Annotated in this window: 12 protein-coding genes; 7 read left to right on the top strand and 5 right to left on the bottom strand. The window is 74.1% G+C overall.

What is annotated here, in order from left to right:
- Window positions 1-85: 85 nt before the first annotated feature.
- The 3 genes from O1G21_RS13240 to O1G21_RS13230 all read left to right on the top strand — a co-directional run bounded on the left by O1G21_RS13240 (window position 86) and on the right by O1G21_RS13230 (window position 2,706).
- A complete protein-coding gene (locus O1G21_RS13240) occupies window positions 86-685 on the top strand; it encodes a DUF5998 family protein (protein ID WP_270143566.1) in 600 nt (199 codons plus the stop codon).
- A 118-nt stretch (window positions 686-803) separates the two neighbouring features.
- Window positions 804-1,991 (top strand): alkaline phosphatase family protein, encoded by a 1,188-nt coding sequence (locus tag O1G21_RS13235; protein ID WP_270143565.1) that lies wholly within the window; start codon window positions 804-806, stop codon window positions 1,989-1,991.
- Between the two features lie 61 nt (window positions 1,992-2,052).
- On the top strand, window positions 2,053-2,706 hold the full coding sequence (locus tag O1G21_RS13230) for a thymidine kinase (protein WP_270143564.1): 654 nt from the start codon (window positions 2,053-2,055) through the stop codon (window positions 2,704-2,706).
- On the opposite strand, the gene O1G21_RS13225 is transcribed toward O1G21_RS13230, so the two are convergent.
- A complete protein-coding gene (locus O1G21_RS13225; protein ID WP_333493554.1) occupies window positions 2,703-3,446 on the bottom strand; it encodes a VOC family protein in 744 nt (247 codons plus the stop codon). The genes O1G21_RS13230 and O1G21_RS13225 overlap by 4 nt on opposite strands.
- A 166-nt stretch (window positions 3,447-3,612) precedes the next feature.
- Between O1G21_RS13225 and O1G21_RS13220 the strand changes: the two genes are divergently transcribed.
- Entirely contained in the window at window positions 3,613-4,488 is an 876-nt protein-coding gene (locus O1G21_RS13220) for a sulfurtransferase (RefSeq protein ID WP_270143562.1), read from the top strand.
- Window positions 4,489-4,550: 62 nt separating this feature from the next.
- Here O1G21_RS13220 and sepH read toward each other — a convergent pair whose 3' ends face one another.
- Window positions 4,551-5,630 carry a septation protein SepH gene (gene sepH / locus O1G21_RS13215; protein WP_270143561.1) on the bottom strand — a complete coding sequence of 360 codons (1,080 nt, stop codon included), beginning with the start codon at window positions 5,628-5,630 and terminating at the stop codon, window positions 4,551-4,553.
- 516 nt (window positions 5,631-6,146) lie between these two features.
- Here sepH and O1G21_RS13210 point away from each other — a divergent pair.
- On the top strand, window positions 6,147-7,016 hold the full coding sequence (locus O1G21_RS13210) for a hypothetical protein (RefSeq protein WP_270143560.1): 870 nt from the start codon (window positions 6,147-6,149) through the stop codon (window positions 7,014-7,016).
- Here the strand turns inward: O1G21_RS13210 and O1G21_RS13205 are convergent.
- Window positions 7,013-8,329 (bottom strand): D-arabinono-1,4-lactone oxidase, encoded by a 1,317-nt coding sequence (locus O1G21_RS13205; protein ID WP_270143559.1) that lies wholly within the window; start codon window positions 8,327-8,329, stop codon window positions 7,013-7,015. The genes O1G21_RS13210 and O1G21_RS13205 overlap by 4 nt on opposite strands.
- An 87-nt stretch (window positions 8,330-8,416) precedes the next feature.
- Entirely contained in the window at window positions 8,417-9,673 is a 1,257-nt protein-coding gene (locus tag O1G21_RS13200; protein ID WP_270143558.1) for an MFS transporter, read from the bottom strand.
- Between the two features lie 130 nt (window positions 9,674-9,803).
- Between O1G21_RS13200 and O1G21_RS13195 the strand changes: the two genes are divergently transcribed.
- A complete protein-coding gene (locus O1G21_RS13195) occupies window positions 9,804-10,946 on the top strand; it encodes a ferrochelatase (RefSeq protein WP_270143556.1) in 1,143 nt (380 codons plus the stop codon).
- 24 nt (window positions 10,947-10,970) lie between these two features.
- Window positions 10,971-11,783, top strand: coding sequence for an inositol monophosphatase family protein (locus O1G21_RS13190; RefSeq protein WP_270150958.1), 813 nt, complete (start codon window positions 10,971-10,973; stop codon window positions 11,781-11,783).
- 122 nt (window positions 11,784-11,905) lie between these two features.
- On the opposite strand, the gene O1G21_RS13185 is transcribed toward O1G21_RS13190, so the two are convergent.
- Window positions 11,906-12,091 (bottom strand): hypothetical protein, encoded by a 186-nt coding sequence (locus O1G21_RS13185; protein WP_270143554.1) that lies wholly within the window; start codon window positions 12,089-12,091, stop codon window positions 11,906-11,908.
- Window positions 12,092-12,479: the final 388 nt, after the last annotated feature.

The raw sequence follows: 12,479 nt of genomic DNA, 5'->3' as shown, positions 1-12,479 counted from the left end.
TGGTTGCGCCTGCCCGTGGGCGCTGATGTCCGAAGCTCGGCGCCGTGCCGCCCGCTTCGTCGGCGGACCATGCCAGGATGGAGTTATGGCGAAGACCGGTACCACCACCACTCAGGACCTGCGCTCGGCGATCGAGCGCAGCGGCTACTACCCGGCCCTGGTGTCCGAGGCGGTGGAGTCCGCGGTGGGCCCGGAGCCGATCAGCTCCTACCTGGTGCACCAGGAGACGACCTTCGACTCCAACGAGGTGCGCCGGCACGTGACGGTGCTGGTGCTGACCCCGACCCGGTTCGTGGTGAGCCACACCGATGAGCAGTCGGGCGACGCGGGCAGCCCCGCCGTGCCGTTCGCGACGACCTCGACGGAGAGCGTCCGGCTGGACCGGATCGGCTCGGTCGTGCTGAGCCGGATGGTGGCGAACCCGGAGACCTACACGCCCGGCACGCTGCCGCGCGAGGTGGTGCTGACGATCGGCTGGGGTGCGGTGCAGCGCCTCGACCTGGAGCCGGCCGGCTGCTCGGACCCGAACTGCGAGGCGGACCACGGCTACACCGGTTCGGCGACGGCCGACGACCTCTCGCTGCGGGTGAGCGAGGCCGGTGACGGCCCGGAGACGGTGGCCCAGGCGCTGGTGTTCGCCCGGGCGCTGTCCGACGCGACGATCGACAACGGCCCGCGGGCCTGAGCTCCCGGCCGGCCCCGGCCGCTGCCGCCCGCGTTCCCGCCCCGTTTCCGTTCGCGTTCCCGCTCGCGCGCCCGTTCGCGCTCCCGCCCGCGTTTCCGACCGCTACGAATCCGGTTCCATGTCCTTCGCACCCTCCGACGGCTACGACGCCTTCGAGATCCTCGACCCGGCCGCCGCCCCCGCGCCCCCGTACGGCAGCGGCTCGCTCTGCGACCTGCTGCCCTCGGTGGCGGCGGGCCTGGGCGTCCCGGGGTTCACCGCGACGCTGCCGATCGCCCCGGCCGACCGGGCGGTGGTGTTCCTGGTGGACGGCCTGGGCTGGGAGCTGCTGCTGCGCCACCCCGAGTACGCGCCGTTCCTGTCCTCGCTGGCCGGGAGCTCGCTGGGCGGCACCGGCCGTCCGCTGACCGCGGGCTTCCCGTCCACCACCGCGACCTCGCTGGCCTCGGTCGGCACCGGCACGCCGCCGGGCCTGCACGGCCTGGCCGGGTACACCGTGGCGGTGCCGGGCGCCGACTACCTGATGAACCAGCTGCGCTGGCAGCCGCACACCGACCCGCAGGCCTGGCAGCCGTACCCGACGGTCTTCGAGCAGACCCACCGGGCGGGGGTGGCGACCGCCCAGGTGTCCTCCCCGCTGTTCGCCCAGACCCCGCTGACCAAGGTGGCGCTGTCCGGCGGCAGCTTCCTGGGCCGCACCACCGGCGAGGAGCGGATGGACCTGGCCGCCTCCTGGCTGGCCGAGCACGACCGGGCGCTGGTGTACACCTACGTCAGTGAGCTGGACGGCGCGGGCCACCGCTTCGGGGTGGACTCCGACGAGTGGCGGATGACCCTGGACGCGGTGGACCGGCTGGCCCGCCGGCTGGCCGAGCAGCTGCCGCCGCGCTCGGCGATGTACGTGACCGCGGACCACGGCATGATCGACATCGCGCCGGAGGACCGGATCGACTTCGACGAGGACTGGGAGCTCGGCGCCGGCGTCGCCCTGCTCGGCGGCGAGGGCCGGGCTCGGCACGTGTACGCCGTGCCGGGCGCCGCGGCCGACGTGCACACGGTCTGGAGCGAGGTGCTGGGTGACCGGATGTGGGTGGCCACCCGGGACGAGGCGATCGCGGCGGGCTGGTTCGGCCCGAAGGTCGACGACCGGGTGTACCACCGGATCGGCGACGTGGTCGCCGCGGCGCGCGACGACATCGCGATCGTCGCCTCCCGCAACGAGCCCGGCGAGTCCGCGATGATCGGCCTGCACGGCTCGATGACCCCGGTCGAGCAGTTCGTGCCGCTGCTCGAAGTCCGCGGCTGAGCCGGATCCTTGACTTCCCGGTGCCCGAAACCCCTTGATGTGAAAGGCCTTTGCTCCACCCATGGCTGAACTGGTGTTCTTCTCGGGCACGATGGACTGCGGCAAGTCGACGCTGGCGCTGCAGATGGACCACAACCACACCGCGCGCGGTCGGCAGGGCGTCATCCTGACCCGCAACGACCGGGCCGGCGCGGCCACCATCTCCAGCCGGCTGGGCCTGCGCGCCGACGCGGTCGAGGTGACCGACGACCTCGACTTCCACGCGCACGTGGTGCAGCGGCTGTCGGCCGGCGGCCGGGTGGACTACCTGATCTGCGACGAGGCCCAGTTCTTCGCCGCCGAGCAGGTCGACCAGCTGGCCCGGGTGGTGGACGAGCTGGACATCGACGTCTTCACCTTCGGCATCACCACCGACTTCCGCACCCGGCTGTTCCCGGGCTCGCAGCGGCTGATCGAGCTGGCCGACCGGGTGGAGGTGCTGCAGGTCGAGGCGCTGTGCTGGTGCGGTGCGCGGGCGACCCACAACGCCCGTACGGTCGGCGGGGTGATGGTGGTCGAGGGCGCCCAGGTGGTGATCGGCGACATCACGGTGAGCGAGGACGAGATCGGCTACGAGGTGCTGTGCCGCCGCCACCACCGCCGCCGGCTGACCGCCGCGACCGCGCGCGCCTCGGTGCTCTCCCCGGACGTGCTGCCGTTCGAGGAGCAGGCCTAAGCAGCGGCTTCGAGCACCGAGAAGTGCCCGCCCTGCGGGTCGGCCAGTCGGGCGGCCCGGCCGCGGGCGGTGTCGTGCGGCTCGACCAGGACGCGGCCGCCGAGCTCGACGGCGTGACGGGTGGTCAGCGCGGCGTCCTGGACCGCGAAGTGGGTGCGCCAGCGCGGCGGGTGGCCGCGCAGGTCGGCGTGGTGGCGGATGCCCGCGACCGGGCGTCCGTGCACCAGCAGCGCGGATCCGCCGAGGGCGGGCCGCACCGGCCGGTCGAGCACGGCGCCGTAGAAGGTGGCGGCGCCGTCGGCGTCCGGGGTGAGCAGTTCGGCCCAGGCGGGGCCGCCCGGCTCCGCGCCGGCCTCCCGGCCGAGGTGCTCCTCGCCCTGCCAGAGCCCGAAGACGGCGCCGGAGACGTCGGAGGCGATGGCCATCCGTCCGGCCCGTTCGGCCTGCAGCGGGCCGACCGCGACGGTGCCGCCGCACTCGCGCACCAGTTGGGCGGTGCGGTCGGCGTCGTCCACGGCGAAGTAGGTGGTCCACTGCACCGGGAAGCCGGTGGCGGTGGAGACGCCGAGTCCGGCGACCGGTGTGCCGTCGAGCTCGGCCCGGACGTAGGCGCCGAGTTGACCGGGCCCGGGGGAGTACGTCCAGCCGAGCAGCTCGCCGTAGAAGGCGCGGGCGCCGGGCAGGTCGTGGGTCAGCAGGCTGACCCAGCAGGGCGTGCCCTGGGCCAGTCGGAGTTCCACCGCGGGCAATGCGGGCCTCCTCACGCGTGGTTGGCGCACGGAAGTCCACGCGCGCGAGGGTGATGCTTCCACCCTGGCGCGCGCCCAACCCTCGACCCGCGCGGAAAGTCCGGCAAAGAGCGCACAAAGAGCCGTGGTTCGGGCGTGCTGCGCGACAATGGCCGACATGACCACCTTCAACGACGGTTCCCCGCTGATCTCCGCGGCCGAGCTGCGGGAGGCGCTCGCCTCCGAGCGTCCGCCGGTACTGCTGGACGTGCGCTACCAGTTGGTCGGTGCCGCACCGGGCGGCCCGACCGCGGCCGAGGAGTACCGGGCGGGTCATCTGCCCGGTGCCCACTTCGTCGAGCTGGACCGGGACCTCGCGGCCCCGCCCGGCGCCCCCGGCCGGGGCGGGCGTCACCCGCTGCCGGATCCCGAGGAGTTCGGCGCGGCGATGCGCGGCTTCGGGGTGAGCTCCGATCGCCCGGTCGTGGTGTACGACGGGGCGGCCTCGATGGCGGCGGCCCGGGCCTGGTGGCTGCTGCGCTGGGCCGGGCACCGGGACGTCCGGGTGCTGGACGGCGGCTTCGCGGCCTGGCAGGCGGCCGGGCTGCCGGTGACGGCCGAGCTGCCGGAGCCGGCGGCGGGCGACTTCAGGCCGGTGCCGGGGCAGCTGCCGACGGTGGACGCGGACGGCGCCGCGGAGTGGGCGCGCAGCGGTCTGCTGCTGGACGCCCGGTCGGGGGAGCGCTACCGGGGCGAGACCGAGCCGGTGGATCCGCGGGCCGGGCACATCCCGGGCGCGCTGTCGGCGCCGACCTCCGAGAACCTCCGCCCGGACGGGCGGTTCCGCCCGGTCGCCGAACTGCTGGCCCGGTTCCGGGCGTTCGGCGCGGGGGAGCGCAGGACCGCGGTGTACTGCGGTTCGGGGGTGACGGCGGCGCACCAGATCCTGGCGATGGAGGCGGCGGGCCTGGACGCCACGCTGTACCCGGGTTCGTGGAGCGAGTGGTCGAGCGACGAGAGCCGCCCGGTGGCGGTGACCGGCCAGCCGGGCTGAGCCCCGGACACGTCGAAGGGGCGGGAGGCCCGGCCGCCCGCCCCTTCGACGTTCGTCGGGGACTACTCCTGCTTCTTGCGCCGGCTGCCGAAGACGATCTCGTCCCAGCTGGGCACGGTGGCCCGGCGGCCGGGCCGGACGCCGTCCGCCTCGGCCTGCCGGTCGGTGGTGCCGACCAGGCGCTCGCGGTGCGGGGCGACGGCGCGCGGCATCAGGATGTCGGCGTAGGCCGAGCCCGCGCCGACCGCCGGGGCGGCGGCCGCGGCCGGCTCCTCGCTCTCCTCGGTGACCTCGGCGGGCACCGGTTCGATCGGGGTGGGGCCGCCGACGGCGAGGTCACCGCGGAAGGCGGGGACGACGTCGAGCAGGCTGGTCAGCGAGTCCCGGGACTCGGCGGTGGCCTCCCGCGACTCGCGGACCTCGCGAGCCGACATGATGCGGTCGGCGGACGGCCGGTCGATCATCGGGCGGGGCGGCCGGTCCTGGGGGAGCCGGGCGATCCGCGGGATGAACGGGAAGACCGACTCCTCCTCGCGCTCGACGGTCTCGCCGATCAGTGCGCGGGCCTCGTCGTCGTTGGGCTGGACCAGGCGCCGGGGCGGGTCGTACGTCCAGGACGCGCTGCGGCCCTCGCCGTCGGCACGGTAGGAGAGGATGACCTCCCAGGTGCCGTCGTCGCGCCGCCAGGAGTCCCAGCGCTCGGTGTCCTTCTCGGCGCCGCGCAGCGCGAGCCGCTCGGCCACGGCCTCGCCGAGCTGCGGTCCGGGGGACTCGCCGTTGCGGCGGATGGCGGTCTTGCGGGCGCGCTCGGCCATGAAGGCGCGCTCGGCGAGGACCGGCCCTTCGAAGCGGCGGACGCGGTCGACGGAGATGCCGGCGGCCTGGGCGACCTCCTCAGCGGAGGCACCGGCTCGTATCCGGGCCTGGATGTCCCGGGGGCGGAGGTGGCTCTCGACCTCGATCTCGATCTGGCCGAGGCGCGGCCGGTCGCCGCGGATGGCGGCGCGCAGCCGCTCGTCGATGGGGAGGGTGTACTCCGTGCTGTCGGCAGCCTTGAGCACCAGCCGTGTGCCGTCGTTGCTGACGGCCACAACCCGCAGTTCGGGCACGGTTACCTCCCGGGTGGTGCCTGCCGACGTCACCTGCGTCGCTGCTCCCGTACTGAGTGTGGCCTGCCCACTCGCGACTGGCCACAACCTTGCTGAGTTCCCCGGCGTGTCGGGCATACGCCCGGGCACACCAATGTGGCACGGTTGCCTTTTTGCCACGTCATCCGTCGACGTCGCGCCTGGGTGTCCCGGCCGTCCTCGCACGCGGAGTGTTCGCGACGATCCGGGACCGGCGTCGCCGTGCGTGCCCGTTCAGTGGCTCTTCGTCAAGCTGCCGGTGTAGGCACAGTCGACAAGTCGACCCAAGGCTCGGGCTTTACGAACAGTACTCCATTCGTGGCATCCGGAGGGGCGGCTCGCCGCTCAAGTCTCCCGCGATTCACGGGAATCTCAAGAGCGCGCGCCCCAGCGGCGGACCACCGCCGGATGAACGGTGATCATCTTCACACAATCCGGGCGCGCAGAACCGCATTTTCACCCCTTGTGTCCTTCTTTGGGCAAGATGGAGTGGCTTGTTCGAGTAAGAGTCGTACGGACCGAGGGATGTTGATGTCGGAGCGGAGCCCCGCCGAGGAGGGCGGCAAGGAGGAGCGCAAGCGGATCGATCTGAGTGTGGCCCAGGTCGCGGCGAGTGCGTTGGCCGCGGTGGTGGGCGCGCTGCTCGCCTCCGAACTCGGTGTGTACGGCACGATCATGGGCGCCGCGGTGGTCAGCGTCGGGGCCACCACCGGCGGCGCGGTGTTCCAGCACCTGTTCAAGCGGACCGGCCAGCAGCTGCGCGAGGCGGTGGACCGCGGGCCGAACCAGACCGTGAACGCGCTGCGCCAGGTGCCGGCGGAGCCGGAGCACCCCGCGCGGGAGCCGGCCGGGCCGCCGGTGATCACCTCGGAGTGGAACGAGCCGACGGTGGTGCGGGCGCGCCGGCGGTGGGGCTGGAAGACCTACGCGGCGATGTCCGGGCTGGTGTTCGTGCTGGCGATGACGCCGATCGTGGCGTTCGAGCTCGCCACCGGGCAGCCGGTGTCGGCGACGGTGAAGGGCGAGTCCGGCAACGGGACGTCCTTCGGTGGTGCGGTGACGCCCAGGTCGTCCACCCCGCAGGACGCTCCGGGGGACCGGCCGTCCACCGGGGGCGGCGGGCGCGGCCCGGAGGCCACGCCGTCCGGCGGCGCCTCGGCCCCGGCGACCACCCGGCCGAGCCGGGAGCCGAGCCCGACCCCGAGCGGCGGGACCGGCGAGCACGGCGGCGCCGCCTCCCCCTCGGCGGTCCCGAGCGCGAGCCCGTCGGCCGGCGCCTCCCCGTCGGCGGGCGGCGACGGCAGGCCCACCGGCGGGGCGACGTCGCGGCAGCCGGTGCCGGGCGACGCCGCGGCGCACACGACGGTGGCTCCGCCGGCCGCCGGGACCCCGGCGCCCTAAGCCCCCAGCACGCGCCGCAGGTAGTCGTTGCCGAAGAGGCGCTGCGGGTCGACCTCGTCGCGCAGCGCCGTGAAGTCGCCGAAGTGCGGGTAGACGCTTGCCAGGTACTCGGCGTCGCGGGTGTGCAGCTTGCCCCAGTGCGGGCGGCCCTGATGGGCGGTCATCAGCTGTTCCACGCCGGTGAAGTAGCCCTGGTCGCGGGTGCCCCGGTAGAGGTGGACGGCGATGTAGGCGCTGTCCCGGCCGGAGGCGGTGGACAGCCAGAGGTCGTCGGCGGGGGCGAAGCGGACCTCGACCGGGAAGCTGACCTTCCAGTCGGAGCGTTCGACCAGGGCCTTCAGCTCGCGCAGCACCTCGGCGACGGCAGCGCGCGGGACGGCGTACTCCATCTCCACGAAGCGGACCTTGCGCGGGCTGGTGAACACCTTGTGGGCGGTGTCGGTGTAGCTGCGGTCGGACCAGGCGCGGCTGGCGAGCGAGGCGATGGCGGGGATGGAACCGGGGAAGCGGCGGCCGACCCGGCAGGCGCCCTCCCAGACGGTGTTGGAGAGGAAGTCGTCCTCCAGCCACTCCTTGAACCGGGGCAGCGGGGCGGCCGGGCCCTGGCTGCGGTTGTTGCGCTTGGTGGAGCAGCGGTCGGTGTGCGGGAACCAGTAGAACTCGAAGTGCTCGTTGACGGCGGTGAGGTCGTCGAGGCGTTCCAGGACCTCGTCGAAACCCATCGGCTGCTCGTGCGCGGTGAGCAGGAAGGCCGGTTCGACGCCGAAGGTGAGGGCGGTGATCACGCCGAGGGCGCCGAGGCCGAGTCGGGCGCCCTGGAAGAGCCGGGGGTTCTCGGTGGGGGAGCAGCGCCGGACGGTGCCGTCGGCGAGGACGATCTCCAGGGCGCGGATCTGGGCGGCGAGCGAACCGGAGTCGCGGCCGGTGCCGTGGGTGCCGGTGCTGGTGGCGCCGGCGACGGTCTGGACCTCGATGTCGCCCATGTTGGTGAGGGCGAGGCCCTCGGCGGCGAGGATCCGGTTGAGGCGGCTCAGCGGGAGGCCGGACTCGACGGTGATGGTGCCGGCCTCGCGGTCGATCTCGCGGACGGCGGTGAGCGCGTGCGGGCGCACCAGCAGGCCGTCGCCCGGCGAGGCGATCGCGGTGAAGGAGTGGCCGGAGCCGACGGCCTTGACGCTGCGGCCCTGTTCGGCGGCGCGCAGGATCTCCCTGGCCAGCTCCTCCGCGGTGCCGGGGGTGGCGGTCCGGGCCGGCTGGGCGCCCTGGTTGCCGGCCCAGTTGGTCCACCGGGTGCGGGTCGCGGTGCTGGGCATTGCGCTGCCTCCTGCTCCGTGGCCGAACGGGGTCGGCGCCGCCCTACCCGCGGGTAGGGCCGTGGGTAGGGCGAGAGACTAGTCAGTTCACCGTTCGGCGTCTACGGGTCGTTCGACCGCTTCCGCTTGCTCGTTCGCGGTGACTCCGGCGCGCAGCCGGCCGAGTCCGGTCAGCGCGACGAGCACCCCGAGGGCACCGGCGGTCAGCGGGACCCAGTAGCCGGCCGAGGCGCCGGAGGCGTCGACCACCCAGCCGCCGACCGAGGAGCCGAAGGCCACGCCGAGGGCGAGCCCGGTGGTGGTCCAGGCCATGCCCTCGGTGAGCTTGGCGGCCGGGACGAGCCGTTCGACCAGGGCCATCGCGGAGATGAGGGTGGGGGAGATGGCGACGCCGGCGATCAGCAGGGCGGCGCCGGCCGCGACCAGTCCGCCGACGCCGTGCACGGTGGAGGCGACGAGCAGGATGGGGATCATGCTGAGCGCCATCATCACCACGCCGACGAAGAAGCGGGTGGACAGCGGGCTCCTGGGCTTGAGCGCTCCGTAGACGACGCCGGCCAGGCCGGAGCCGACGGCCCAGACGGCCAGCACGAGGCTGGAGAGCCCCTTGTGCCCCTGGGCGTCGGCGAAGGCGACGGTGACGATCTCGACCGAGCCGAAGATCGCGCCGGTGGCGACGAAGGTCAGCACCAGGACGATCAGACCGCCGTTGAGGATGGCGCTGCCGCCGCCGTGGGCCGAGGCCGGATGGACCGGCGGCTCGGTACGGCGCTGGGCGGTGAACAGGGCGATGCCGGCGGCGAGCGCGATGACGGCCACGAGGACGCCGGACTCGGGGAACACGTTGGTGGCCAGGCCGATGGCGAGGATCGGGCCGACGATGAAGCAGACCTCGTCGACGACGGCCTCGAAGGAGTACGCGGTGTGCAGCTTGGCGGCGTCGTCGCGGTAGAGGTGGGCCCAGCGGGCGCGGACCATGGCGCCGGCGCTGGGCATGACGCCGAGGCCGACGGCGAACAGGAACAGCGTCCAGGACGGTGCGTGGAAGTGGGCGCAGAGCAGGAGCCCGGCCGCGGCGGTGACGGTGAGCGCGGTGGCCGGGAGGGCGACGCGGCGCTGCCCGCGGCGGTCGACCAGCCAGGAGACCGCCGGGCCGAGCGCCGCGGCGGCGACCGCCATCGTGGCCGAGACCGCACCCGCCAGCCCGTACGACCCCGTCAGCTGGGAGAGCATGGTCACGATGCCGATGCCGGCCATGGAGATCGGCAGGCGGGCCACGAACCCGGCGGAGGAGAAGGCCAGGGTGCCTGGGGCGGCGAATATTCGGCGGTAGCTGGACAGCACGGGAGCTCCGGGGCGGGGGTAAGGAACATGGCTGGCGTACACAGCTTACGTACGTTGGCAAACGGTATCTTCCGGACACCCACGCGGCCCCGGCGTCGGCCCCCGGCCCCTCAGTGGCAGGATCGGTGCCATGTCCGACGCGCGCAAACCCTCCCCCTCCGGCGCCGCCCCGTACGACGCCCTGCTGCTCCTCTCCTTCGGTGGCCCCGAGGCCCCCGAGGACGTCGTCCCGTTCCTGGAGAACGTCACCCGGGGCCGAGGCATCCCCAAGGAACGGCTGAAGGAGGTGGGCAAGCACTACTTCATGTTCGGCGGGGTCAGCCCGATCAACGAGCAGAACCGGGAGCTGCTCGCCGCCCTGCGCAAGGACTTCGCCGAGCACGGGCTGGACCTGCCGGTCTACTGGGGCAACCGGAACTGGGCCCCGTACCTGGTGGACACCCTGCGGGAGCTGGCGGCGGACGGCCACCGCCGGATCGCCGTGCTCGCCACCAGCGCCTACGCCGGATACTCGGGCTGCCGCCAGTACCGGGAGAACCTGGCCGACGCGCTGGCCGTCCTCGCCGAGGAGGGCCGCCCGGCGCTGACCGTCGACAAGCTGCGGCACTTCTACAACCACCCCGGCTTCGTCGAGCCGATGATCGACGCCACCGTGACCGCCCTGGCCGAACTTCCCGAGGCCGTCCGCCCCGGTGCCCGGCTGGCCTTCACCACCCACTCCATCCCGGACGCGATGGCCGAGACCTCCGGCGCCCCGGACGACCCGGCCCGCGGCACGCCCGGTGGCGCGTACGTGGCCCAGCACCTGGAGGTCGCCCGGCTGATCGCCGCGGCCGTCGCCGAGCGCACCGGCGTGGCCGACCGGCCCTGGGAGCTGGTGTTCCAGAGCCGCAGCGGCGCCCCGCACATCCCGTGGCTGGAGCCGGACATCTGCGACCACCTGGAGGCCCAGCACGCCGACGGCGCGCCGGCCGTGGTGATGGTCCCGATCGGCTTCGTCTCCGACCACATGGAGGTCAAGTACGACCTCGACACCGAGGCCGTCGCCAAGGCCGCCGAACTGAACCTGCCGGTCGCCCGCGCGGCCACCGTCGGCGCCGACCCGCGGTTCACCGCCGCGGTGCGCGAGCTCGTCCTGGAGCGGGCCGCCACCGAGCGCGGCGAGAGCGTGACCCGCTGCGCGCTCGGCGCACTGGGCCCCAGCCACGACGTGTGCGCGGTGGCCTGCTGCCCCAACCCGCGCGCCCCCCGCCCGGCCGCCGCCGAGCGCTGACCTCCGGAGGAGAATCCCGTGTCCATCACCGCCCCGCCCGTCGACGGACTCCTCGACGACCTGCTGGACGTCGCCCTGGACGCGGCCCGGCAGGCCGGCGTCCTGCTGCGCGACGGCCGCCCCGCCGACCTCGGCGTGGCCGGCACCAAGAGCAGCCCGGTCGACGTGGTCACCGAGATGGACCTCGCCTCCGAGAAGCTCATCGCGGACCTGATCGCCGACCGCCGCCCCGAGGACGGCTACCTCGGCGAGGAGGGCGCCGAGCGCCCCGGCACCAGCGGGGTGCGCTGGGTCGTCGACCCGCTCGACGGCACGGTCAACTACCTGTACGGGCTGCCCTCCTGGGCGGTCAGCGTGGCCGCCGAGCTGGACGGCCGGGCCGTCGTCGGGGTGGTGTACGCCCCGGCGCGCGGCGAACTGTTCCACGCCGTACTGGGCCGGGGCGCCCGCCTCGACGGCCGCCCGGTCTCGGTCCGCCCGGCCCCGCCCTGGGGCCAGGCGCTGATCGCCACCGGCTTCAACTACGTCCAGCCGGTGCGGGTGCGCCAGGCCGAGGTGCTGCTGGCACTGATGCCCGAGGTGCGGGACATCCGCCGGGGCGGGGCGGCCGCGGTGGACCTGTGCGACGTGGCCGCCGGGCGACTGGACGGCTACTACGAGCGCGGCCTCGCCCCCTGGGACCGGGCGGCCGGCTGCCTGATCGCCACCGAGGCCGGTGCCCTGGTCGGCGGCCGCCCCGGCCACGGCCCGGACGGCGGGCTGACCGTGGCCGCCGCCCCGGGCGTCTACCAGCCGCTGCAGGAGCGGCTGGCCGCGCTGCGCGCCTGGGCGGACTGACCCGCGCCCCCCGTGTGGCAGGGCTTCGCACAAGCGAAGCGCCCTGGCACACGGGGGATGCCAGGGCCTGGGGTTTCGCACGGCCCCCGCAGGGCCGCTGGTGCCGGAGTACCGGCGTCGGGTCAGGCGGCGGAGCGGTGGCGCTCCAGCACGGTGTCCACACCGTGCTCGGCGGCGAGACGACGGAGGTCGTCCAGCTCGGACTGCTCCACCTCGGCGAGGAACTCGTCCCCGGCCTCGATCGCGCGGTGCAGGTCCTGCTCGGCGTTGGCTATGCGCTGCAGGATTCCGGCCTTGAAGGCGTCCATACGGGCCCCCTTACTGTGTCGGACGTGCACGGTCGTGCGCTCTCCGCCCCGAGGTGGGTGCAGCCGGTGAATGCGCCCGGGCCGACGGGTGGTGGATCTCCGGTCGGGCGCGGAGACGGCCCTTCGGCCGCTCCCGGTGACGTCCCAGCCCCAGGGCCGGCGCGGATGAACGCACGGCGGGTGGGTGCGATCGGCCAACAGCCAGATCGCGGGTGTGCAGCTGTCCTCCCCACCCCGAGGGCCGGGAAACCTCCGGACGGGAGAAAGTTGCCCGTGTCACAGTCCAAGCGGAGCGTTCCCGACACGAACGGTCACCGCCGCGGCGGCCGGCCCCTTGCCGGTCGGGCAGCTTATCGCTGCTTTACCGCAGGACCAGGCAGGATGGAGG

The organism is Kitasatospora cathayae (assembly GCF_027627435.1).
Taxonomy (GTDB): domain Bacteria; phylum Actinomycetota; class Actinomycetes; order Streptomycetales; family Streptomycetaceae; genus Kitasatospora; species Kitasatospora cathayae.
The sequence above is the reverse complement of the archived record's forward strand: the minus strand, read 5'-3'. Positions and strand labels throughout refer to the sequence as shown.

What these genes read in the sequence shown, in the direction of transcription:
- O1G21_RS13240 (WP_270143566.1), top strand. Translation starts at nt 86, where the DNA reads ATGGCGAAGACCGGTACCACCACCACTCAGGACCTGCGCTCGGCGATC.
- O1G21_RS13235 (WP_270143565.1), top strand. Translation starts at nt 804, where the DNA reads ATGTCCTTCGCACCCTCCGACGGCTACGACGCCTTCGAGATCCTCGAC.
- O1G21_RS13230 (WP_270143564.1), top strand. Translation starts at nt 2,053, where the DNA reads ATGGCTGAACTGGTGTTCTTCTCGGGCACGATGGACTGCGGCAAGTCG.
- O1G21_RS13220 (WP_270143562.1), top strand. Translation starts at nt 3,613, where the DNA reads ATGACCACCTTCAACGACGGTTCCCCGCTGATCTCCGCGGCCGAGCTG.
- O1G21_RS13210 (WP_270143560.1), top strand. Translation starts at nt 6,147, where the DNA reads ATGTCGGAGCGGAGCCCCGCCGAGGAGGGCGGCAAGGAGGAGCGCAAG.
- O1G21_RS13205 (WP_270143559.1), bottom strand. Translation starts at nt 8,329, where the DNA reads ATGCCCAGCACCGCGACCCGCACCCGGTGGACCAACTGGGCCGGCAAC.
- O1G21_RS13195 (WP_270143556.1), top strand. Translation starts at nt 9,804, where the DNA reads ATGTCCGACGCGCGCAAACCCTCCCCCTCCGGCGCCGCCCCGTACGAC.
- O1G21_RS13185 (WP_270143554.1), bottom strand. Translation starts at nt 12,091, where the DNA reads ATGGACGCCTTCAAGGCCGGAATCCTGCAGCGCATAGCCAACGCCGAG.